Origin of the sequence: Streptomyces sp. NPDC006997 (assembly GCF_040635175.1) — a bacterium.
Taxonomy (GTDB): Bacteria; Actinomycetota; Actinomycetes; order Streptomycetales; family Streptomycetaceae; genus Streptomyces.
In genome coordinates, this window is the sequence record NZ_JBEYHH010000020.1 from 1 (window position 1) to 23,374 (window position 23,374).

Sequence of the window (23,374 nt, forward strand, 5' to 3'; positions counted from 1 at the left end):
CAACGCCGCCCGCTACACCGGAAGCGTGGTAGTGAAGGTCAACCCCGCGTACACGTCGCAGCGGTGCTCCGCCTGCGGCTTCGTCACCGAAGGAAACCGAGAGAGCCAATCGGTCTTCGCGTGCAAAGCCGCAGGCTGCGGATACCGTGCCCACGCCGACGTCAACGCGGCCGTCAACATCAAAAACGCGGCAGGGCATGCCGTGTCAGCCTGTGGAGACCTCGGCGCCAGCCGGTCTGTGAAGCAGGAACCCGTAAGCCGGGCGACCGGCCGAACCCCCCCTAGGGGAATCCTCGCCCTTCAGGGCGAGGAGGAAGTCAAGAGGAATCCTGTGACCATGTCCCGTGATCACGCGCAGTCCGCGCACCGCTTGGCGGCAGAGTCGGCCGGTCCGGCAGAGCCGGCCGGTCCGGCGGAGCTGGCCGAGGGCGCCGAGGTGCCGTATCTGGAGCTGCTGGTCCGGGGCGCCGCCGCCGACGCCTACGAACAGCCCGTACTGCTCGCCCGCGCCGGGGGCCACCCGGCCGAGCGGATCGCCGCCCTGGAACACGCCAAGCTGCTCGCGCTGCGGGTGCGCGCCGAGCTGGAGGGGCGCCGCCGCCGGGAGGCCGAGCTGTCGGCGCTCTTCGAGACCGCCCACGACCTGGCCGGGCTGCGCGACCTCGACGCCGTCCTCCAGGCGATCGTGCAGCGCGCCCGCTCCCTGCTCGGCACCGACGTCGCCTACCTCAGCCTGAACGATCCCGAGCGCGGCGACACCTACATGCGGGTCACCGAGGGCTCCGTCGCGGCCCGCTTCCAGCAGTTGCGGCTCGGCATGGGGGAGGGGCTCGGCGGTCTCGTCGCCCAGACCGCCCGGCCGTACGTCACCGACGACTACTTCAAGGACGAGCGCTTCCAGCACACCACGGCCATCGACTCCGGGGTCCACGACGAGGGACTGGTCGCCATCCTCGGCGTCCCGCTGATGCTGGGCCACCACGTCATCGGCGTGCTCTACGCCGCGGACCGCCGCGCCCGGGTCTTCGAACGGGAGCAGATCGCCCTGCTCGGCTCGTTCGCCGCGCTGGCCGCCGCCGCCATCGACACCGCAAACCTGCTCACCGAGACCCGCTCCGCCCTCGCCGGTCTGGAGCGCGCCAACGAGATCATCCAGGACCGCAGCGGCGTCATCGAACGAGCCTCCGAGGTGCACGACCGGCTCGCCGAACTGGTGCTGCGCGGCGGCGGCGTCCACGACGTGGCCGCCGCGGTCGCCGAGGTCCTCGACGGCACGGTGGATTTCACCGAGGCCGCCGCCGCGCCGCCCGACGCGCTGGAGGCGTCCCGCGCGGAGGGCCACGCGGTGCGGCACGGCGACGGCTGGATCGCCGCCGTCGCCGCGGGAGGCGAACTCCTCGGCGCGCTGGTGCTGCGCGGCCACCCCAACCTCGACCCCGTCGACCAGCGCACCCTGGAGCGGGCCGCGATGGTCACCTCCCTGCTGCTGCTCGCCAGACGCTCCGCGGCCGAGGCCGAGCAGCGGGTCCGCGGCGAACTCCTCGACGACCTGCTGGACGCCCGTGACCGCGACCCGCGCCTGCTGCGCGAACGCGCCACCCGGCTGAGCGCCGACCTCGACGCCACCCACGTCGTGCTCGCCGCCCGCCTCGACGGCACCGCCGCCGACGCCGAGCAGGAGGCGGACGCCCGCCGCCGCCTGTGGTCCGCCGCCTCCCACCTCGCGGCCACCCGGCAGGGCCTGGCCGCCGCCCGCGACGGTGGCACCGTCCTGCTGCTCCCGCTCACCTCCGGCGACACCGCCACCGCCGTGGCCCGCCGCACCGCCCGGCAACTCGGCACGGCGGTGCACGAGGAGGTCACCGTCGGCGCGTCCGCGCCGGTCGCGGACCTCGCCGAACACCCCGAGGCGGTAACCGCCGCCTACGCCGAGGGCCGCCGCTGCCTCGACGCCCTGAGGCTGCTCGGCCGAGGCGGGGACGGCGCCGCCGCCGAGGACTTCGGCTTCCTCGGGCTGCTGCTGGCCACCGACCGGGACATCGCCGGGTTCGTGGAACGCACCATCGGCCAGGTGACGTCGTACGACGAGCGCCGCGGCACCGATCTGCTGCGTACCCTGGACGCCTACTTCGCCTGCGGGATGAGCCCGGCCCGCACCAAGGACGAGCTGCACGTGCACGTCAACACCGTGGCCCAGCGCCTGGAACGCATAGGCCGACTCCTCGGCGACGACTGGCAGAGCCCAGCCCGCGCCCTGGAGATCCAACTGGCCCTGCGTCTGCACCGCCTGTCGGTCCCCGGACGCCACTGACCCCCGCACGCGGACGGCGTACGGGGCCAGGGTCCTGTCGGAGGATCAGAGGGAGTGCGCGTCGGCCTTGCGGACGGCGGCGGAGTCGGCCTCGTCGGCCGGTCCGACATCCGACAGGTCGCGGTGCCGGGTCTCCTTCGCCGCCCCGATGGCGACGACGGTCAACAGCGCCGCCGCGATGACGTACAGGGCGATCGGGGTGGAGCTGCCGTAGTCGTCCAGCAGCGCGGTCGCGATCAGCGGGGCCGGGGCACCGGCCGCGACCGAGGAGAACTGCGCGCCGATGGAGGCGCCCGAGTAGCGCATCCGGGTCGCGAACATCTCGGAGAAGAACGCCGCCTGCGGCGCGTACATCGCCCCGTGCAGCACCAGGCCCACGGTGACCGCGAAGACCAGGCTGCCGAAGCTGGCGGTGTCGATGAGCATGAAGAACGGGAACATCCAGGCGCCGATGCCGACCGCGCCGATCAGGTAGACGGGGCGGCGCCCGATGCGGTCGGAGAGCGCGCCCCACAGCGGGATCACCGAGAAGTGCACGGCCGACGCGACGAGGACGGCGTTCAGCGCGGTCTGCTTGGACAGACCGGTCTCGTTGGTGGCGTAGACGAGGATGAACGCGGTGATGACGTAGTAGCTGATGTTCTCGGCCATCCGGGCGCCCATCGCCACCAGCACATCGCGCCAGTGGTGGCGCAGCACCGAGACCAGCGGCAGCTTCTCCGCCTCCGCCGCACGCTCCGCCTTGCGCGCCTCGGCCCGCTCCCGCGCCTGCCGGAACACCGGCGACTCGTCCACCGACAGCCGGATCCACAGCCCGACGATCACCAGCACCCCGGAGAGCAGGAACGGCACGCGCCAGCCCCAGGACTCGAACGCAGCGTCCGAGAGCACGGCGGTCAGCAGTGACAGCACGCCGGTGGCCAGCAACTGGCCCGCGGGCGCGCCGGTCTGCGGCCACGACGCCCAGAAGCCGCGCCGCCGCGCGTCCCCGTGCTCGGAGACCAGCAGCACGGCGCCGCCCCACTCACCGCCGAGCGCGAACCCCTGGATGAGACGCAGCACCGTCAGCAGCACCGGCGCGGCGCTGCCGATCGTGGCGTGCGTCGGCATCAGCCCGATCGCGAAGGTCGCCCCGCCCATCATCAACAGGCTCAGCACCAGCAGCTTCTTCCGGCCGAGCCGGTCCCCGAAGTGCCCGAAGACCAACGCCCCGATCGGCCGGGCCGCGAAGCCGACGGCGTACGTCAGGAAGGACAGCAGCGTGCCGACGAGCGGGTCGGAGTCCGGAAAGAACAGCTTGTTGAAGACGAGCGCCGCGGCGGAGCCGTAGAGAAAGAAGTCGTACCACTCGATGGTGGTGCCGATGAGGGACGCGGCGACGATGCGCTTGAGATTAGTCGGTGCTGGTGGAGCGGTTGCGGGCGACGACATCGGCACCACTTCCTGAGGATGTGCGGGGACGGTTGCGTGTCGCCATACCGTAGGAATCCGCAGGTCAGGCGCACATGTGGCGGGACAACATAGTTCGGAGGCCAGCTATGCGTGCGGCCACCATGCCGACTCATGGAAAGGCGTCTCAGGGGATCGATGGTGATCGGCACGAGTGCCGCCCGGGACGCGCAGTTCAGCACGATTTGATGGTGCCGTGCTGACTCCCGTGCTGGTTTGGTGCTGACTGAAATCCCACGTCATCACCCGTCCTCACCTGTCCCGTGCTGACTTGGTGCTGACTACGCTCCGTTGAACTCGGGCATCCGGGATTGATCGACTCAGAGTCGTTGCGTGGCAGGTTGCGTCCTGGGAAGTGCAACGCCAGTGCGTTAAGGATGTGTGCGCCCTGTCAAGAGGGCGGGACCTCTGGTCGTTCGCATGGCGGTTCTCTTGGCGGCTCTGGCATGGGTCAAGGTGACCTCCGGGGCTTCGGTTGGGCACGGGGTGCGTGAGAGCGCTCTCAGAGGCGCGTGATCTGGGTGTTTTGCCCGGTATGCCCTAGCGGGTTCCTGGAAGTAGTCCCGGAGAGGAAGTCCCGCTTGAGGCCAAGCGCCTTCACCACGTGAAGGGCGATGCCTGCCGGAAAGAGTTTTGACTCAAAACATTGACCGCTTCCGCGGGCGGCTCTACGTTGTCGGCGACTTGAGAGCGCTCTCAGAAGGGCTGTGCATGAGATCTCACAGAAACCTGTCCGTGCTGACCGCGGTGGCGCTTGCCGTCACCGCGTTGGGCACGGTGAGCAGTGGTGTGGCCTCGGCCGCGACCATCGATGTCGGCAAGGGCAGTTACAGCGACGCTCGTCCGGCCGGTCGGCAGGGGCCGTCGAACAACGGCGGCCAGGCGGTCAAGCCCAAGGTGACTCCCGCCATGGCGGACACCCCGGTCCCGACGAACGACTGGTGGACTTCGCTGGCCTTCCAGCGCTTCTCCAGCAACCCGTGGTCGGAGAACATGTATGGCCACCCCCTCACCTACAAGGCGGTCTCCGGTGGCCTGGAGGTCGGCTATCCGACGACACACCAGATCGTCGGCGGTGGACGCCAGTACGAGTTCCCGCACAAGGCAGACCTGACCCTGGGGCTCGCGGGGCTCAACTCACCCGACGCGAAGGCGGACGGGTGGAGCGACTGGACCGTCAGTCCGTACTGGAACGACGGTGTGCGGAGCCTCAGGGCGACGATCGGCCACGGCCTGCCCTACGTGTACGCGGAGGGCACCGGAGGCGTGGCGCAGATCAGCGCCGCCGCCCCGCCGACCGTCTTCGCCGATCAGGGCAACGTGCTCGGCGTGACCATCTCCGGCCACGACTACGCGCTGTTCGCGCCGAGCAGCAGCGACTGGACCGTCTCGGGCAACGAGATCCGCGCCGACCTCGGCAGCAAGGACTACTTCTCCCTGGCGGTCCTCCCGAGCAAGGAGGCGCTGGCCGACTTCGAGAAGTACGCCTTCAGCTTCGTGACCGGCTCGAAGGTGGACTGGGAGTACCGCGAGGGGGACGGGGAGGTCTCCGCGACCTACTCCCTCACCACGGAGGCGAAGGAAGGTACCGAGACCGGCACCTTCCAGGCGCTCTACCGCCATCAGTGGCTCCACACCAGCGACCCGCTGACCGCTTACCGCTACGTCTCTTCCCGCGGTGAGATGAAGGTCCGCGAGGGTACCTCCTTCACGACGACCCAGAAGGTGAACGGTGTGCTGCCCGGCCTGCCGAGCGCCGTCGGCGTCGACAAGACCAAGCTCAAGGGCTACATCAACGACGTGCTGACCCAAGGCGACCCCTTCAGCGGCGCGCTCGACACCTACTGGACCGGCAAGGCCCTGGGGAAGCTCGCCATGCTCGTTCCCCTGGCGGAGCAGGCCGGCGACACCGCCAACCGCGACAAGCTGCTGACGCTGATCAAGGGCCGTATGGAGGAATGGTTCACGGTCGGCGGCCCATCCGAGTTCTCCTATGACAAGGACTGGCGCACCCTCATCGGCTACCCGGCCTCCTACGGCAGCGACCAGGAGCTCAACGACCACCACTTCCACTACTCGTACTACGTGATGGCCGCGGCGATCGTGGCACAGTACGACCCGCAGTGGGCCGCCGACTCGGAGTGGGGCGGCATGGTCAAGGAACTCATCAAGGACGCCGCCAACCCGGCGAGGGACGACGGCAAGTATCCGTTCCTGCGCGGCTTCGACGTCTACGCCGGCCACAGCTGGGCCGCCGGCCACGAGTCCTTCGCCGCGGGCAACAACCAGGAGTCGTCCTCGGAGTCGATCAACCTCAGCGCCGGCCTGATCATGTGGGGTTCGGCGACGGGAAACAAGGCGCTGCGTGACCAGGGCGTCTACATGATGATGACCGAGTCCGAGTCGATCGCGCAGTACTGGTTCGACGCCGACCAGCAGGTCTACCCCCAGGACTTCACCCACGACGTCGTCGGCATGGTCTGGAGCAGCGGCGGCGCCTACGCGACCTGGTGGACCGCCAACCCCGAGGAGATCCACGGCATCAACTTCCTCCCGATGACGGGCGGCTCCCTGCACCTGGCCCGCGAGAAGGCCATGCTCAACCGCAGTGTGACCGAGATGGAGAAGGAGAACGGCGGCCCGGCCGTCGAGTGGAAGGACATCTTCTGGCAGGTCCAGGCGCTCTACGACCCGGCCAAGGCCATGAGCTACTGGAACCAGTGGAACGGCGGCTACGTCCCTGAAGCCGGCGAGACCAAGGCGCACACCTACCACTGGGTCGCCACGATGAACGCCATCGGCTCGCCGGACATGACCGTCACGGCCAACTCGCCCACCGCGGTCGTCTTCGACAAGAGCGGCACCAAGACCTACGCGGCCCACAACTACACGGCCGAAGAGTGCTCCGTGCTGTTCTCGGACGGCGGGGTCCTGAACGTCCCGGCGAGGTCCACCGCGTCCGGTGCGGGCGGTGACACCGAGCTTGGCACCCTGTGCGGCGCCCCCGGTGACGACAGGCCCAGCGCCCCCGGCACCCCGGTCGCGAGCGACATCACGGACAATTCCGTCAAGCTGACCTGGAGCGCGGCGACCGACGACAAGGGCGTCAAGGACTACGACGTCTACCGCGGCACCACCAAGGTCGCCACCGTCACCGGCACCACCCACACCGTCACCGGCCTGACCTCGGGGACCGAGTACACCTTCAGCGTCAAGGCCCGCGACACCTCCAACCAGGTCGGCCCGTCCAGCGGCACCGTGACCGTCACCACCACGGGCAACCCGCCCCCGCGCGACGAAGCACCCGGCGCGCCCGGCACCCCGGTCGCGAGCGACATCACGGACAATTCCGTCAAGCTGACCTGGAGCGCGGCGACCGACGACAGGGGCGTCAAGGACTACGACGTTTACCGCGGCACCACCAAGGTCGCCACCGTCACCGGCACCACCCACACCGTCACCGGCCTGACGGCGGGGACCGAGTACACCTTCAGCGTCAAGGCCCGCGACACGGCCGACCAGGTCGGCCCGTCCAGCGGCACCGTAACGGTCACCACCTCCGGCCCCCCGCCGGTCACGGGTGACACCTTCTACCTGCGCTCGGGCGGCCAGCTGGCCACCCAGGCGGCTGCTGCCGGCTCCTCGGACACCATCCGCTCCGCGGACGGCGCCAACCGCGACGGAACCCCCTACAACCCGCTCGTCTACGAGGTGAAGAACGTCAACGGCACGCTGAAGGCCGGGGTCGGAACGGCCTTCACGTTCAAGGTAGACGCCGGCACCCACGTCGGTTACGCCCAGCAGGCCCGGGTCTCCTACGACCTGACGGGTGACGGCACCTTCGACCGTGTCGAGACGTTCCGCTACTTCGCCTCGGACCCGATCACCGGCTGGGAGGACTACAGCTCCGCCCGTCAGGGAGTGCTCTCCGCATCCGGCGACCTGGGCAACCTGAACGGCGGCACGATCCGCGTCGAGGTCTGGAGCGCCCTCGGCAACGGCGCCTCCACCCTCCAGGTCGGCAGGGGATCTGTCCTGACCGTTCCCTTCGCCTGACAACCGGACGAGCCCGGCCCGTGATCCGCATCCACGGGCCGGGCTCGTCCGGCAAGGTCCGGAAGACGGTCCTTCCGGGGCCTTCGACCGGCCACCGGAACCGCGGCCCGCGACCGCGCGGGCGGGCGGCCCGGCTGTCGGTCTTCTCCCGAATCGAGTGCCGGACGCCACGGCGTCGCAGGTACGCACGGCCGGGGTCGTCGCTGTGGCCCTTGCCGGCCGCGGGGCTTACCGGGCTTCGTGCGTGGAGGGCACGGACCGATCCGCGGTACGCGGATCTTCGGCGCGCGCCGGGGCAGGGGGGCTGGGATGCTGGGTAAGGGAGTACCGCCCGGGAGTACTCCTCACGACGTGACCCTGACGGACAGGGGTGATGAGCGCGTGGCAGAGACCTACGGGGAAGAAGCTCAAGGACCGGTCTTTCCGACCGTTCCTTTCGCGCATCCCCCGGGAGACCTGTTCCTGCGCACCAGGTTCGCCCTTCCCGCGAGGCCCGCCACATTCCTGCGGCGGCAGCGGCTCGTCGATCACCTCGACCAGGCTCTGCGGACGCCGTTGACGATGCTCAACGGCTCGGCCGGGGCCGGCAAGACGCTGCTGGCCGCCGACTGGGCCGCCGGCCTGCGGCAGCCGGTCGCCTGGCTCACCGTCGAAGTGGGGGACCGGCACCCGGGGGTCTTCTGGGCGTACCTCATCCAGGCCCTGCAGGCCTGCGGTGTGCTGACGCCCGGCCTGGTCGGGTTCCCGGCGGACGCGTCCCGGGTGGACGACCGACTGCTGGCGGCGCTCGCGGCCGAACTGAACGATCATGACCGGCCCGTCGTCGTCGTGCTCGACGAGTACGACCGCGTGACCGCTCCCGACATCGCGGAGCAGCTCGCCTTCGTCCTGCACCACGCCGGGCGGGCGCTGCACCTGGTTCTCGTCACCCGCACCGAACCGCTGCTGCCGCTGCACCGCTACCGGGCGGCCGGTGAGCTGACGGAGATCCGCGCCGCCGAGCTGGCCTTCACCCCGGAGGAGGCCGTGGCGCTGCTGGAGCTGCACGGTCTGAGCCTCCCGGTCCACGCCGCGCAGGCACTGGTGGACCGTACCCGGGGCTGGGCAGCCGGGTTGCGCCTGTCCGCCCTGGCCGCTCGGGAGAGCGCCGACCCGGAGCGCTATCTGAAGGAGTTCGAGGCGGACCAGAGCACGATCGCGGACTTCCTGCTCGCCGAAGTGCTCAGGGGGCAGACGGAGGAGACACAGGACCTCCTGCTGCGTGTCAGCGTCCTGGAACGCTTCTGCCCTGGTCTGGCCGACGCGCTGACCAGCCGGACCGACGCGGCGCCCCTTCTCGTCGGGCTGCACCGCGCGAACGCGTTCGTCGAGCACCTCGGGCACTCGTGGTACCGGCTCCACCCGCTGTTCGCGGAGATACTCCGAGCCCATCAGCGCGTGCGCCTGCCCGGGCTGGAACAGGAACTCCACCGGCGGGCCGCCCGGTGGCTGCGTCGACACGGGTTCCTGCCGGAGACACTCGCCCACAGCGCCGCCGCGGGTGAGTGGGACTTCGCTGCCGGAGCCGTCGTAGCCGACCTGGCGATCGGCCAGCTCTTCACCGGCCTGCGCTCGGGCGACCTGGTCCGGTTGTTCTCGCACATGCAGCCCGAGGCCAGGAGCCCCGCGGCGGACCTCGTGCGTGCGGCCCGCGACCTGGCCCAGTGCGACCTACGCCGTGGTCTGGCGCACCTGCGCCACGCCGAGGAGCGGCTGGCTCCCGAGGCGTCCGAACCGGCGCCCGACACGGTGTCCGACCGGGCGGCCGCGCAGCTCGGCTGTGCGCTGCTGGAGGCGCTGGCCGCCCGGCTGACCGGATGTCCCCCGCAGGCCGAGAGGGCCGCCCGGACGGCCGACGAGCTGCGGCCGGTGGTCCCGGCGGACCTCTTGGACGAACATCCCGAAGTCTCCGCCCTGCTGCTGACCCATCTGGGATCGGTCCGTCTGTGGGCGGGGTCCTTCGAGGAGGCGCGCGCTGCCCTGACCGCCGCGGTCGGCGCCCCCGGGGGGGTCTCCACCGTGCGGCCCCGGGAGGAGTCGATGGGACACCTTGCCCTGCTCGACTATCTGAACGGCTGGCCCGGCCGGGCGGAGCGCCGGGCGCTGGCGGCGGTGGCCGAGGGGGAGCGGGCCGGCCTCCCCCCGTCGTGCGCCTCCGGCATCGGCAAGCTGGTCCTGGCCGCCGTGGCCGTCGACCGCCATGAACTGGGCCGGGCCCAGGCCCTCCTCGACGAGACGGACCGGTCCCTCCCGGGAACGCGTGATCCGGTGACGGCGGCGGGACGAGCCCTCGTCACAGCCCGCCTCCTGCTGGTCAGGGGCAAGGCCCGAGCCGCCGTCGAAGCGGCGGACCCGGACGTCGCCACCGCCGTGGCCTCACCCTGGGCGGCGGGCCATGAAGCGCTCGTCGCCTCCGCCGCGTACCTGGCCGAAGGACGGCCGGAGGAAGCCACCGAGGCGCTCCGGCGCGTGTCCGGCGACCAGCCCACGTGTGCCGTGGAGGCCGCGGCGATCCACGCCGCCGCGGGCCGTACCGGGGAGGCCGTCGACCTGCTCGACAGTATCCGCACCGAGGGCCGGGCCGGGCCCGGGGTGACCGTGCGGGCGGCGCTGGTGAGGGCTCAGGCCGCGCAGAGGGCAGGAGACACCGCCACCGCCCGCCGACTCGTGGCCCATGCCCTCCTCGACGCCAGGCGGGAGCGACTGCGACGTCCGTTCCTCGACACGGGAGCGTGGATCCGGCCTCTCCTGGCGATGGCTCCGCTCCACGAGCTGGCAGCGGGTTGGCTCAGGACCGACCCACCACGGCACGGGGCGCGGCTTCCGGCGGGACCGCCGCCCACACCGCTCGTCGCGGTGGAGCTGAGCGGGCGCGAACGCGACGTCCTGGAGCGGGTGGCCCGGATGCTGTCGACGGAGGAGGTCGCCGCTGACCTCCACGTGTCCGTGAACACGGTGAAGACGCACCTCAAGAGCGTCTACCGAAAGCTGGCGGTGAACCGTCGAGGCGACGCGGTGCGCCGCGCACGCGACCTCCGGCTGCTGTGAACGCGCACCGGTGAGACCGTCCGGCTCCGAAGGACAGGCGAGGGCGCCGATCCCCTCGTGCACCTGTCCCTGCTGGGCAGACCTGTCCTGCGGTCCGGCCTGATGACGCTGCTGAGCCAGAACCTCATCCTGCTGGGGCTGTTCTTCGCGATCCCGCTGTACCTGCAGGTGGTTCAGGGGTTCGACGCCTTCGAGACGGGCCTGCGTCTGCTCCCGGTGTCCGCCACCATGCTCGTGACCTCGCTGTCCGCGTCCGCGCTGGGACGGCTGTGGGGGCCGCGCCTGGTGGTGCGGCTGGCCCTGGCGACCCTGGCGGCGGCCATCGTGTGGCTGCTGGCGACCATCGACCCGGTCATTGACGACGGGCAGTTCGCCGGAGCCATGGCCCTGCTGGGCGTGGGCGTCGGCCTGCTCGCCTCGCAGCTGGGCAACGTCGTCCAGTCCGGCGTCGGCGAGGAGGAACGCGGGGAGGCCGGAGGGCTCCAGTTCACGGCACAGAACCTGGGCTCCGCGCTGGGCACCGCGCTCATCGGGTCCATTCTGATCGGTTCGCTGGCCCAGGCCTTCACCACGCAGGTGGAAGACAACCCGCAGCTCTCCGAGCAGACCCGTGAACAGGTCGGCGTCGCCCTTGAGGCCGGGATCACCTTCGTCCCCACCGATCAGCTGCGCTCGGCGGCCGAGGGCGCCGGGCTGCCGCCGTCCGAGGTCGACGCCGTCACGGATTCCTACGCCTCCGCGCAGTTGGACGGCTTGAAGGCGGCGATCCTGGCCACCGGCGGCATAGCCGTCGCCAGTTTCCTGGTCACCCCGCACCTGCCGAGCGCCGGGGAAGGCCGTCGCCCGCGGCCGGACGCCGGGGGCCACCGGCCGGGGTGAACGGGACCGGCGCGCTGAGTCCGGGAGGAGTCACCGGTGTCCAGACCCAGAGCCACGACCGGCCCGGCCGGGGCCCGCGCGGAGCGCCGGGCCGCGCGCCGGGCCCACGCGGACTACACGGGCGGCGTCTACGGATCCATGCTCGCGGCCTCCGTGGTGATCGGCGCGGGCTCCCTGGGCGCGTTCCCCCGCGCCGAGCTGGTACTGCTGCTGTTGCTGACCGGGGTCGTCTTCTGGGGCGCGCACGTGCACGCCCAGTTGTTCGGGGCGCGCCTGGCGCAGCGGGCTCCGGACCGCCGGGTCGCGCTGGACGTGTGCCGTGACGAGTGGCCGATCGTCAAGGCCACCGTTCCGCCCGCCGCGGCGGTGGCCGTCAGCCCGCTCCTGGGACTGGACGTGCGAGGTGCTCTCTGGCTGGCGCTCCGCGTCGCCGTGGCCGGCCAGGTGGGCTGGTCCGTGGCCGCGGCGCACCGCGCCGGTGCCTCGCCGCGGCTCATGGCCGCCACCGCGTCGGTCAACCTGGTGCTCGGACTGCTGATCATCTCTTTCAAGATCGTTCTGAAGCACTGATCCCTGGCGTCCGCCGGCCGGGCGGCGGTCACCTGTACGGGGTGAGGTCCGACGGGGCGCGGAGGCGGACGATCGGGGGTAAGGGCACCGTCCGCCGGACCGAAGCAGTCCGTGGAGGGACAACTCGTGCGCTACGAGATCCGCATCGAGGGACATCTGTCGGAGACGCTGGCCAAGGCGTTTCCGGAGCTGGGCCACGTGGAGATGTCCGGCCAGACGATCCTGTTCGGCCCTGTCGTGGACGAGGCGCACCTGTACGGGCTGCTGGCACGCTGCCAGTCACTGGGACTCCGGGTCGTGGAGATGCGGCAGCTTCCGGAGTGACATGAGCCCTGCCCTTGTCCGGCCCTTGGGCGGCGGTGTGGCTCAGCGCCGCTCCGCCCTGACACGGCCGGAGTGGGAGGCGTCCGCCAGCGCCGCGAAGTCCCGTTCGTTCTGGTCGGCGTACGACTGGGCGAACTCCGTGAGCGCGCGGTCGAAGTGGTCGCCGAGGCCCAGGTAGGCGGCGAGGGCGATGGGGTCGCCGGAGCGGGCGTGGGCCCGCGCCAGGGACGCCCCGCACAGCCGGGCGAAGAGGGCGAGCAGGCCCGGCCCCATGGTCTCCGGCTGCGCGATGCCCTTCCAGTCCCACAGTTGGCGCACGTAGAAGTCCCGGCCTCGCCCGTCGAGGCCCACGACGCGTGTCCAGCCGAGGAAGATGTCGCTGGTCGTCTGCATCAGGCGCTGTCCGGCCACCACCCGGCGCCCCTGGTTGTCGTAGCGGTCGCCACCCGTGTGGGCGGACAGCACCGACTCCTGCGCTTCCTTGGCCTGAAGCAGCAGCGGATCGTCGTCGTCCCTGCCGAGCAGGAGCAGGATCCAGCAGCGCGTACCGACGCTGCCGACGCCCACCACCTTCCGGGCCATGTCCACCAGACGGTAGTGGCGCAGCAGGTGGCGGCGCTCGGACGGCAGGGTCCGCGCGTACCCGTCCAGCAGGGTCCGGAGTTCCCTCTCGCGGCCCTCCTCGGCAGGGATGTCCATCAGCTGGTCGACCGGAGTGACCAGGGGTGGGTCGGGAGTGATGCGCCGGCCGTGGGCCGTGACCCGGGTGAGCTTGGCGAAGGCCCGCAGATGGGTCCGGGTGCGGGCCCGATCGGCGGCCTTGGCGGTACGGCGTGCCGCCTTGTCCTCCCTCGCCGAGGCGATCAGCTCCCGCATCCGGTCGGCGTCGTCCTGGGCGTACCAGATGTCCAGGGTGCCCATGCCGGCGAACTCGTGCATCCGCTGCCGGTACGCCTTCACACAGGCGCGCACGGTGCCGTTCTGCTCCTTGACCGAGAAGCCGTTCGCCCGGGCCGCCGTCACGAAACCGGCCGCCAGCCGTTTGACGTCCCACTCGAACGGTCCGGGCAGGGTCTCGTCGAAGTCGTTGATGTCGAAGACCAGGCGGCGTTCCGGCGAGGCGAGCAGCCGGAAGTTCAAGGGATGGGCGTCCCCGCAGAGCTGCACCTGGAGCCCGGTGCCGGGCAGGGGGGCCAGGTCGGCCGCCATGATCGCGGCAGCGCCGCGGTAGAAGCGGAACGGTGACTCCATCATGCGGCCGTAGCGGATCGGCACCAACTCCGCCACCCGGTCGGCCGACTGTCGCTCCACCACGTCGACCGGGTCGGGTCGCTGCCGCGCGGTCTCGTACCAGCCGTGCGACGAACGCGGTGCCCGTCGGCGTGCGTGCCTGCCGTACGCCGCTCGCTGGTCCGGAGGCAGGGACGCGGTGAAAGCGCTCGGCACGGTCATGGTTCCGACTCCTCGTCCGGCGTCCCGGCGTCGGCACCGGAACGCGCAGTCGCCGACGGCGCGCGGCGCTGCCGACGCAGCCCCGCCTGGACCGCGCTCGCCAGCGCCCGGGCGGCGACGCCGACGAGCAGCAGCCCTCCCGCCATCTGCAGCATCGTCAGCACGCGTCCGGTCTGGGAGCGGGCGGTGATGTCCCCGTAGCCGACCGTGCTGAAGGTGGTCAGGGTGAAGTACAAGGCGTCCGTCCTGGTCAGCGGCTCGCTGAAGGAGCCCGGGGTGGAGTCGTCCAGCAGGAAGTAGGCGCTGGCGAAGAGGACCAGGAACAACACCAGCGTGGCGGCCAGGGCCTCGACGGCTCGCAGTCGCGGGTGCGGTGAGCGCGCGATGACCCGCATCTCCCACCCGAACACCAGCAGCACCGCCAACAGGCCGCACACGAGCAGCACCGACGCGCCGCCCGTATCGCGCTCGTCCAGGGGCAGCACGTAGTAGGCGGTGAGGAGGCCGACCGTGATGAACACGGCACGGGCGACGGCGACGAACGCCGCCCACCAGCGGGGGCGGTGCCGCCGACGCGGCCGGTCCGCGTCCGGCCCTGGCGGGGCCCGGTCCGTCCGGGCGTCGTCCGGATCGCTCATCTCGTGCCTTCTCGCTCGGTCCGGCCCCTGTAGGCGGGTGGGCCGGACACCGGGGGACTTCCAGCCCACCGCCACGGCGGGGCCGACGGCTCACCCGCGGTGGGTGACCCGGTCCCCTGGCGGCGGGCGTGATCCTGGAGCGGCCAGGTGCTCGCGCACCGCCCTCTCACCCCGCCCGTCGGCTTGCGAGGCGACGGCTGATCACGCGAGGAGGAGCCATGACCATGCCGCGTGGTCCGGCACCGGCCGCCGGGCACGACCCCGAGCCCGGCGGGGCGGCCCCGGGTCCGACGGGAGACTCCGCGGACACCCTGGCGCGGCTCGGCCGTGCGGGGAACCGGCTCCCGGTGCCGACCGCCGTGACGCCGGTGCCAGGGCGTCCAGGTGCTGGTGTGACCAGAGGCGACCCCGCACGTCCTGGCGGTCCTACGTGTTCTGTCCGCGGAGGTTGGTGACAGCGATCCCGCGTCGTCGCGGGGACCGCCCGTCCTGCTCGGCCTGGCCGAGGCGGTGGTCACCCTCGCGTGGCGGGCCGCGCGCCGGAAGGCGCACCCCCGGAGCCGGACGCCCTCGCCGCGACGGCCTGACACCGCACGCGTGCTTCGTTTCGGCTGCCTCCCCGACCGTCATCCCGATCAACGACCGTCGTCACCGGCGCGGCGCGCGCGGAAAGGAGCCCTCATGGACCCGGCCGCGACCCCGGACCCGCCGCACTCCGGCGGACCACCGCGCCAGAAGTACGTGATGACCGCCGAGGAACGAGCGGAGTACGAGCGCCTGCGCCGTCACGCGGCCGTGCGCCACCGGCGGCTGCGCCAGGCCGGCTCCTCGGTCTTCCTCCTGCTGGCCCTGCTGCTCGCGCCGCTGGCCGTCGTCGCGGCCTGGGTCCAGGACACGGTCTCCGACACCGACCGGTACGTGGAGACCGTCGCGCCGCTGGCGCCGAGCCGGCCGTGCAGGAGGTCGTGATCAACCGGCTCACGGACCGGGTGGTGGACAACGTCGACGTAGCGGCGGTGACGGACTCCCTCGTCCGGGCTCTCCGGGACGCCGGGGCTCCGCCCCGCGTCGTGGCGGGGGCCGAGTCCCTCGAGGCTCCGCTGCGCGCCGCGGTCAGGACCGTCGTGGACCGTGCCGTCACCCGCGTGATCACCAGTGACGCCTTCCAGCAGGTGTGGGAGGACGCGAACCGGCGCTCGCACGCCGCCGTGGTGACCATGCTCACCGGCGACCGTGCGGGTGCCCTGCGCGCCGAGGGCGACACCGTCGAACTGGATGTGGGAGAGGTCGTCGACCAGGTACGGCAGCGGCTCGTCGACGCGGGTTTCGACCAGCCCTCGGCCATCCCGGACACCGACCGGACGATCGCCCTGTTCCAGACGGAGGAACTGGGCAAGGCGCAGGACGCGATGCGGCTGCTGGACATCCTCGGCACCTGGCTGCCCGTCCTGACCGTCGTACTCGCCGCGCTCGCCGTGTGGACCCATCCAGCACACCGGGTGATGGTGATGGTCACCGCGACGGGTGTCGGCCTGATGATGGTGGTGACGCTCGTCGCGCTGGCGGTCGTCAGACGGTTCTATCTGGACTCGGTCCCGCCTGACGCGCTGCCCGCCGACGCGGCCGCCGCCGTCTACGACACGTTCGTCCGTTTCCTGCGCGACAGCACGCGCACCGTGCTGGTCGTGGCGGTGGTCACCGCTCTGGTCGCCTACCTGTACGGCCCCGGACGCCCCGCCCGCGCCCTCCGCGCGGCGGCGGACCGGAGCACGACGGCCGCCGGCCGGGGGCTGGGACGCGCCGGACTGCGCACCGGATCCACCGGACGCTGGCTGACGGACCACCGGGCATGGACCACCGGTGGCGTCATCGCGGCGGGAGCACTGGCGCTCGTCCTCTGGAACCACCCCACGGCCGGAGCGGTGTCCCTCGTTCTCGGCATCGCCGTAGCCGTCCTGGTCGTCCTGGCGATCCTCGCGGCGGCAGCCGGGCCGGCCGACCGGGAGACGGAAGGCGCGGCCCCATGAGACCCGCCGCCGCACGCTCACCCGCATCGGGTGAGGTCGCACGGCCCTTGCCGTGGCCACGCTGAAGGCAGCACGCGACGGCGGCCGTGCGGGCGCCGAGGACGGAGGAGAGACATGAGCGCGCAGACGTATCTGGCGTACGACTACCCCCTGCTGAGCGTCTTCTGGACCATGCTCCTGTTCTTCCTGTGGATCATGTGGTTCATCCTGCTCTTCCGCGTCGTCGTCGACATCTTCCGCGACGACGACCTGAGCGGCGGGGCGAAGGCCGGCTGGCTGGCGTTCACCATCCTGCTGCCCTTCCTGGGCGTCTTCGTCTACGTGGTCACCCGCGGCAAGAACATGGGTCGCCGGGAGGTCGCGCAGGCGCGCGCACAGCAGGACGAGTTCGACGCCTACATCAGGCAGACCGCGGCCGGCGGCCGGACCAGCAGCGTCGACGAGCTCGCCAGGCTGTCGGAGATCCGCTCCCGCGGCGACATCACGGACGAGGAGTTCCGCAGGGCGAAGGAACTGGTCCTGACCGGCCACGGTCCGGCGGACCACCCGGGGGCCGCCTCCCGCACCCCTGGTCGCTGACCACCCGCACGAAACGAGGTCCGAGATGACAGCGACACACACCCGGCCGGCCCACACGGCCAAGCAGGCATGGGCAACCGGCCTGACGGCCTTCGCGGCGGTGATGCTCTTCCTCGTCGGCCTGCTCGGCATCTTCCGGGGCATCATGGCCATCGCCGAGGACGACGTCTTCGTCACGACACGCAACTACGTCTTCGAGTTCGACCTGACCGGCTGGGGCTGGGTCCACCTCGCTCTGGGTGTGGTCGCCGTGATCGTCAGCTCCGGACTGCTCAGGACCGCGACCTGGGCACGCGTCCTCGGCGTCGTCGTCGCCGGATTCGTCATCATCGCCAACTTCCTCTCCCTGCCGTACTACCCGGTGTGGTCGGTCGTGTTGATCGCCATCTCGGGCTTCGTCATCTGGGCCCTCTCCGTCGTCCAGCGCGGCGATCTCTTCGACCTGTCCGAGGAAGGCCCCGTGTCCGAGGGTCGCCCGCCGGACGGGACCTCGTACCCGCGCGGGCCCGTCTGAGTACACGGCGGTCAGGACGTGCGGCGGGACAGGAGGGCCGACGGGTGAGACCCGCCGGCTCGTCCTGGACGGTGCCGCTTCCCGGTGCCCGCCACGGGCGCCGGGATGTTCGTCCCGATGGACGACGTACCGGGCTTCACGCCCCGCAGTCGCCTTGCCCTTGGGCGACACCACGACTTCCCCCTTCTCCCGCTTGCCGCCTGATACCGGATGGCGATGCGAGGCTCGGCCGCTCCCGCGTCACGGGTCGCGCGAGGTGCACGGGAGGGGATCGACCCGGGGGGCTCTGTCATGTGCGGGATCGGATGCGTGCGCACCTGTCACGAGTGGGGGACCAGCGTCACGGGGCAGGGTGCCTCGCGCACGGCGACCTGGGCGACCGCGCCGAGTCCGGGGCCGGCGGCGGGCCGTACCCGGTGGCCGAGCACGGCGAGGGCGGCGTGCCGGGTGGCGGCGGCCACGGCGCCGGCGGGGACATCCTGGAAGCAGAGCTCCTCGACCCGTACGTTCGGGAACTTCTCCCGCCAGGGCAGCAGGTACTCGGTCAGCTCCCGCTCGGCGTGGCTGGCGCGGGCCGCGTGGCCGTGCCGCCGCGGCACGACCGGATAGGAGCGGGCCGGGCCCGACGGCGTCCAGACGTGCAGGGCACGCAGCGGGATCCCGTGCAGCGCCGCTGCCTCGAAGGCGAACGCGGTGACGGTGTCGTCGGGGTGTCGCTCGGCGTCCAGGGCGAGCAGAACCGGTCCGTCCGGCGGTTCGCCGGGGTCGGGTGCGGGGCGGACGAGCGTGATCGGGAAGTCGGCCCGGGCGGCGGCCTGCGCTCCGGTGGAGCCCAGGAGCGGGGCGGACATGCACCCCAGCCCGCGGGAGCCGAGAACGAGCAGGTCCGCCGCGCCACCGGCGGCCAGCAGGGCCCGCAGCGGTGGGGCGGACGACAACTGGGTGCGGATGTCCAGCCGGGGGTGGCGGTGGCGCAGCCGGTCGGCGGCCAGTTCGAGGGACCGGGTGGCCCAGCGGCGGCGCGCGGCCGCCTCCGCGGTGCCGTCGGCGGAGCCGTCCGCGGCGGGCCAGGCCGCGACCAGACACAGCGGGGTGCCGCGGAGTTCGGCTTCCCGGGCGGCCCAGGCGGCGGCAGCGAGACTCGCGGCGCTGCCGTCGATTCCGGTGGTCACTGGCTGGTACATCGGTCAGGTACCTCCGAGCAGGCGGGGCGGAAGGGCCCGGACGGTTCTCAAGGGGGCCTCCCCACCGTGCCGGGGGCACGTCGGCGGGCGCGAGGGCTCCCCGGACCCCCGGCTGGGGCCGAACGGCCCAACGGAACCCGGCGGATGGGCACGCGCGGTCCCGGAGGGCCGCTGGTCACCGTGGTCTCCGCCGCCGGACGAGCCACCCGGCGCCGTTCCGTACGAGACGAGCCGCACCGCCCGGCGACCGACGGCCGCCCCTGCCCGCGCCGGCCTGGCCGGACCCCTCAGTACCGGAGGAGCCGCCCCGAAGGGGTCCGCAGGTCGGGAGGGTCCGGGCGCCGTGGTGGCCGCGGGTGCCTGGTCAGCTGGGTCCGGTCCATGATCCTCATCTCCTGAACCGTCCTGTGCGGTGTACCGCCCGCACTCGGACCATCGCGTGTAACAGCAGCCTCCTCCGTCGCCCGCCGCGGGGCCATGGGGCGACCGGCCCGAACCCGGTGCCGTGTCGGCCCGCGCGCCGGGGCCGACCGTCCTCGCCCCCGCGCTCCACCTGTTCGCCGGACGCGGCGCGGAGCACACCTGCCCGGCCGGACCAGGGGCCGTTCGGCCCCGTGCGTGCGGCGCCGCTCCGACGGATGGTGGAAGAGGACCCTCAGGAAGGGAGCCGTCATGCCCTGGCAGACGATCCGCAAGGACACTCCGCCGCGGGTGCCGCCCAACCTGGACGACTACGAGAAGACGTGCGCGGCCTTCTCCTGGTCGGGCGAGCGCGCCAGGCTCCGCGGACTACCCGGTGGCCGCGGACTGAACATGGCCTACGAAGCCGTGGACCGGCACGTGGAAACCGGCCGTGGGGCGGTGGTCGCGCTGCGTTGCGTCGGCCGGGACGACTCCGTGACCTCCGTGACGTACGGCGAGCTGGCCCGCTCCAGCGACCGGTTCGCGAACGTGTTGCGTACGCTCGGGATCGGCCACGGCGACCGGGTCGTCACGCTGCTGGGGCGCTGTCCCGAGCTGTACACCGTGGTTCTGGGCACGCTGAAGAACACCAGTGTCCTGTGCCCGCTCTTCTCCGCCTTCGGTCCCGACCCGGTGGCGCAGCGGCTGCGGCTGAGCGGCGCGCGCGTGCTCGTCACCACGGCGGACCTGTACCGCAGGAAGGTCGCCGGGCAGCGCCGCGGACTGACCGGGCTGAGGCACGTGCTGATCGTCGGCGCGGGCGCGCACGAGCTGCCCGGCACGGTCTCGTACGACGCGCTGACGGCCGACGCGCCGGACACCTTCGTCATCCCGCCGACCTCACCCGACGACATGGCCCTGCTGCACTTCACCAGCGGCACCACCGGCACCCCGAAGGGCGCCGTCCACGTCCACGAGGCGGCCGTCGCCCACCACGCGACCGCGGCCTACGCCCTCGACCTGCATCCGGACGACGTGTTCTGGTGCACGGCCGATCCCGGGTGGGTCACCGGCATGTCGTACGGGATCGTCGCCCCGCTGACGCACGGCGTGACGGTGGTCGTGGACGAGGGCGACTTCGACGCCCGCCGCTGGTACCGCATCCTCGCCGAGCAGCGCGTCAGCGTCTGGTACACCGCTCCGACGGCGCTGCGGATGCTGATGCGCACGACTCCCCGGACCGGCTCGCACGACCTTCCGGCCTCCTTCGACCTCAGCGCGCTGCGCTTCGTCGCGTCCGTCGGCGAGCCGCTGAACCCGGAGGCCGTGGTGTGGGGACGGGACGTCCTGGGGCTGCCGGTGCACGACAACTGGTGGCAGACCGAGACCGGCGCCATCATGATCGCGAACTTCGCGGGCTGCGAGATCCGGCCCGGCTCGATGGGCCGCCCGCTGCCCGGTGTGGAGGCGGCGGTGCTGCGGCGCGGCGAGGACGGGCGCGCCGAGGTCACCGACGGCCGCGTCACCGTGCTGACCCGGCCCGACGTCGAGGGCGAGCTGGCGTTGCGGCCCGGCTGGCCGTCCATGTTCCGCGGCTACCTGAACGACGCGGACCGGTCCGCGGCGGCGTTCGCGGGCGGCTGGTACCTGACCGGTGACCTGGTGCGGCGGGACGCGGACGGCTGGTACTGGTTCGTCGGACGCGCCGACGACGTGATCAAGTCGGCGGGACACCTGGTCGGCCCGTTCGAGGTGGAGAGCGCCCTGATGGAGCACCCGGCGGTGGCCGAGGCCGGGGTGATCGGACGGCCCGACCCCGTCGCTGGCGACATCATCAAGGCGTTCGTGACGCTGCGGCCCGGTTTCGAGGCGACCGCCGCGACCCGACGACTCCGTCACCCGCACGCACCGGGCCGTGGTCATCGACGAGGGCTGGCGCACCGGCAGCCTCTCCGCCGAGATCTCCGCACGCGTCACGGAGCACGACTTCTACGACCTCGACGCCCCCGTCGAGCGGGTGTGCAGCGCCGAGGTGCCCATCCCGTACGCGCGCAGGCTGGAGGAGGCCGCGCTGCCGCAGGTCGCGGACATCGTCGCGGCCGCACGTCGGGCGGTGACCGGCGATGGCTGAGTTCACGATGCCCTCACTCGGCGCCGACATGGACGAGGGGACCCTGCAGGAGTGGCTGGTGGGCCCCGGGGACCGGGTGAGCCGGGGCGACGTGGTGGCGGTCGTGGAGACCGACAAGGCGGCCATCGAGGTCGAGTGCTTCGAGTCGGGGACCGTGGGGGCGGCTGCTCGTCGACGCGGGAACGCGGGTGCCGGTGGGGACGCCGCTCGCCGTGATCGAGAGCGCGGTACCGGTCGAGGCACCGCGGACACCGCCACCCGGCGTCGTACCAGCGGCACCGCAGCCCGGCGCCGTACCGCGGCCGGCCGCTCGCACGGCCCCGGAGACGCCGTCCGAAGCCGCCCCGGCGACGTCGGCCGGGTCGGAGCCGGAGCCGGAGCCGGTGCCGGTGCCGGAGGCGGTCCCGGCGTCCGCCCGCGCTCAGGCCGCTCCCGCCGTGCCGCGGCCGGAGCCACCGGCCGCGACGGTGACCGAGGCCGGTCCGCTGGTACGCCATCTCGCCGCGCGGAGGGGCGTCGACCTGACGGCCGTGCGTGGCACCGGACGCGGCGGGCGGGTCACCCGTGCCGACGTCGAGCACGCCGAGCCCGCCCCCGCGCCACGGGTCCGCGCCACCCCGTACGCCCGCCGACTCGCCCGCGAACTCGGCGTCGACCTGTCGGCGTTGCCCGGAACCGGCACGGACGGAGCGGTCCGCGCGGCGGACGTGCACGAGGCCGTACGGGCCCGGGACAGCGCCGCGCCCCAGCCGCTGGCCACGGCTCGGAACCGGCCGGCAGAGCCGACACCGACACCGGTGCCGCTCCCCGAGAGTCACGGGGACCAGCGGGCGGCTGCCATGCGCCGTGCCATCGGCGACCTCATGAGCCGCTCCAAGAAGGAGATCCCGCACTACTACCTGTCCACCACGATCGATCTCGCGGCGGCCGTGGACTGGCTCCGCCGTCGCAACCGCGGTCGCCCGCCCACGGACCGCCTCGTCCCCGCCGCCCTGCTGCTGAAGGCGGCGGCCCTCGCGGGCCGGGAGGTGCCGCAGCTCAACGGCTTCTGGCGGGACGGCGCCTTCACGCCCGGCGGCGGCCCGCACCTGGGTGTCGCCGTGTCACTCCGCGACGGCGGACTGGTCACCCCGGTGATCCACGACGCGGACACCCTGAAGCCCGAGGAACTGATGACCGCGTTGAAGGACCTCGTCCAGCGGGCCCGCAGGGGACGGCTGCGCGGCAGCGAGCTGACCGGGGCGACCCTCACCGTCACCAGTCTGGGGGACCAGGGGGTGGAGGCGGTGTTCGGCGTCATCCACCCGCCCCAGGTGGCCCTGGTCGGCTTCGGCGCGGTCGTCGAGCGGCCCTGGGCCACCGGTGGCCTCCTCGGCGTGCGCCCCGTGGTGACCGCCACCCTGTCCGCCGACCACCGCGCCAGCGACGGCGCGGTCGGGGCGCGCTACCTCACGGCCGTGGACCGACTGCTGCAGCACCCGGAGGAGTGGTGAACGAGATGAAGCCCCTGAACAGCACCGAGGCACTGGCCGTCGTCGAGGAGTCCCTCGCGCAGATCGTCCCGGACGCCGACTTCACCCGTGTCCGGCCCGGTGACAAGTTCCGCGACGTGCTGGAACTCGACTCGCTGGACTTCCTGAGCCTGGTGGAGATCCTCTCGGAGCGCACGGGGGTGCGCATCGAAGAGGACGACTACCCGGAACTCACCACCCTGGCCGACAGTACGCAGTTCCTGGTCGCCCGGACCGGGCAGGGGCCGCTGGGACCCTGA

Annotated in this window: 14 protein-coding genes and 5 pseudogenes; 15 read left to right on the forward strand and 4 right to left on the reverse strand. The window is 72.3% G+C overall.

Features of this window, described 5'->3' with window-relative positions:
• Both ABZ659_RS20805 and ABZ659_RS20810 read left to right on the forward strand, forming a co-directional pair.
• Positions 1-175: pseudogene (locus ABZ659_RS20805) on the forward strand (zinc ribbon domain-containing protein); the annotation flags it as partial.
• A 162-nt stretch (positions 176-337) separates the two neighbouring features.
• Positions 338-2,311, forward strand: coding sequence for a GAF domain-containing protein (locus ABZ659_RS20810; protein WP_360222350.1), 1,974 nt, complete (start codon positions 338-340; stop codon positions 2,309-2,311).
• Positions 2,312-2,356: 45 nt separating this feature from the next.
• On the opposite strand, the gene ABZ659_RS20815 is transcribed toward ABZ659_RS20810, so the two are convergent.
• Positions 2,357-3,742: an MFS transporter gene (locus tag ABZ659_RS20815; protein ID WP_360221929.1), complete on the reverse strand. Its 1,386-nt coding sequence runs from the start codon at positions 3,740-3,742 to the stop codon at positions 2,357-2,359.
• Between the two features lie 729 nt (positions 3,743-4,471).
• Between ABZ659_RS20815 and ABZ659_RS20820 the strand changes: the two genes are divergently transcribed.
• The 5 genes and pseudogenes from ABZ659_RS20820 (at position 4,472) to ABZ659_RS20840 (ending at position 12,676) form a co-directional block, all read left to right on the forward strand.
• Positions 4,472-7,816, forward strand: a complete 3,345-nt coding sequence (locus tag ABZ659_RS20820; protein WP_360221932.1) for a glycosyl hydrolase — start codon at positions 4,472-4,474, stop codon at positions 7,814-7,816.
• 381 nt (positions 7,817-8,197) lie between these two features.
• On the forward strand, positions 8,198-10,903 hold the full coding sequence (locus ABZ659_RS20825; protein ID WP_360221935.1) for a LuxR C-terminal-related transcriptional regulator: 2,706 nt from the start codon (positions 8,198-8,200) through the stop codon (positions 10,901-10,903).
• A gap of 42 nt (positions 10,904-10,945) precedes the next feature.
• Positions 10,946-11,728 (forward strand): annotated as a pseudogene (locus ABZ659_RS20830) (MFS transporter); the annotation flags it as partial.
• Between the two features lie 90 nt (positions 11,729-11,818).
• On the forward strand, positions 11,819-12,352 hold the full coding sequence (locus tag ABZ659_RS20835; RefSeq protein ID WP_360221938.1) for a hypothetical protein: 534 nt from the start codon (positions 11,819-11,821) through the stop codon (positions 12,350-12,352).
• Positions 12,353-12,478: 126 nt separating this feature from the next.
• Positions 12,479-12,676: a hypothetical protein gene (locus ABZ659_RS20840; RefSeq protein ID WP_360221941.1), complete on the forward strand. Its 198-nt coding sequence runs from the start codon at positions 12,479-12,481 to the stop codon at positions 12,674-12,676.
• Positions 12,677-12,718: 42 nt separating this feature from the next.
• Here ABZ659_RS20840 and ABZ659_RS20845 read toward each other — a convergent pair whose 3' ends face one another.
• Both ABZ659_RS20845 and ABZ659_RS20850 read right to left on the reverse strand, forming a co-directional pair.
• Positions 12,719-14,128, reverse strand: coding sequence for a DUF2252 domain-containing protein (locus ABZ659_RS20845; RefSeq protein WP_360221944.1), 1,410 nt, complete (start codon positions 14,126-14,128; stop codon positions 12,719-12,721).
• The gene (locus ABZ659_RS20850; RefSeq protein ID WP_360221947.1) at positions 14,125-14,766 is read right to left on the reverse strand and encodes an ion channel; all 642 of its coding nucleotides are present in this window, start codon (positions 14,764-14,766) and stop codon (positions 14,125-14,127) included. The genes ABZ659_RS20845 and ABZ659_RS20850 overlap by 4 nt, the downstream gene beginning before the upstream one ends.
• Before the next feature lie 681 nt (positions 14,767-15,447).
• Here ABZ659_RS20850 and ABZ659_RS20855 point away from each other — a divergent pair.
• From ABZ659_RS20855 to ABZ659_RS20865, 3 genes and pseudogenes are all read left to right on the forward strand, one after another.
• Positions 15,448-16,793: pseudogene (locus ABZ659_RS20855) on the forward strand (hypothetical protein).
• Positions 16,794-16,907: 114 nt separating this feature from the next.
• Positions 16,908-17,372, forward strand: a complete 465-nt coding sequence (locus tag ABZ659_RS20860) for an SHOCT domain-containing protein (RefSeq protein ID WP_360221950.1) — start codon at positions 16,908-16,910, stop codon at positions 17,370-17,372.
• A gap of 25 nt (positions 17,373-17,397) precedes the next feature.
• The gene (locus ABZ659_RS20865; protein ID WP_360221953.1) at positions 17,398-17,886 is read left to right on the forward strand and encodes a hypothetical protein; all 489 of its coding nucleotides are present in this window, start codon (positions 17,398-17,400) and stop codon (positions 17,884-17,886) included.
• A 320-nt stretch (positions 17,887-18,206) separates the two neighbouring features.
• On the opposite strand, the gene ABZ659_RS20870 is transcribed toward ABZ659_RS20865, so the two are convergent.
• Positions 18,207-19,070 carry a universal stress protein gene (locus ABZ659_RS20870; protein WP_360221956.1) on the reverse strand — a complete coding sequence of 288 codons (864 nt, stop codon included), beginning with the start codon at positions 19,068-19,070 and terminating at the stop codon, positions 18,207-18,209.
• 672 nt (positions 19,071-19,742) lie between these two features.
• Here ABZ659_RS20870 and acsA point away from each other — a divergent pair.
• From acsA to ABZ659_RS20895, 5 genes and pseudogenes are all read left to right on the forward strand, one after another.
• Positions 19,743-21,335, forward strand: a pseudogene (gene acsA / locus ABZ659_RS20875) (acetate--CoA ligase); the annotation flags it as partial.
• Positions 21,336-21,387: 52 nt separating this feature from the next.
• On the forward strand, positions 21,388-21,603 hold the full coding sequence (locus tag ABZ659_RS20880; RefSeq protein ID WP_360222353.1) for a transketolase C-terminal domain-containing protein: 216 nt from the start codon (positions 21,388-21,390) through the stop codon (positions 21,601-21,603).
• 28 nt (positions 21,604-21,631) lie between these two features.
• Positions 21,632-21,718, forward strand: a pseudogene (locus ABZ659_RS20885) (biotin/lipoyl-containing protein); the annotation flags it as partial.
• Positions 21,719-21,815: 97 nt separating this feature from the next.
• A complete protein-coding gene (locus tag ABZ659_RS20890) occupies positions 21,816-23,096 on the forward strand; it encodes a 2-oxo acid dehydrogenase subunit E2 (RefSeq protein WP_360221959.1) in 1,281 nt (426 codons plus the stop codon).
• Between the two features lie 5 nt (positions 23,097-23,101).
• Positions 23,102-23,374: a phosphopantetheine-binding protein gene (locus ABZ659_RS20895; protein ID WP_360222356.1), complete on the forward strand. Its 273-nt coding sequence runs from the start codon at positions 23,102-23,104 to the stop codon at positions 23,372-23,374.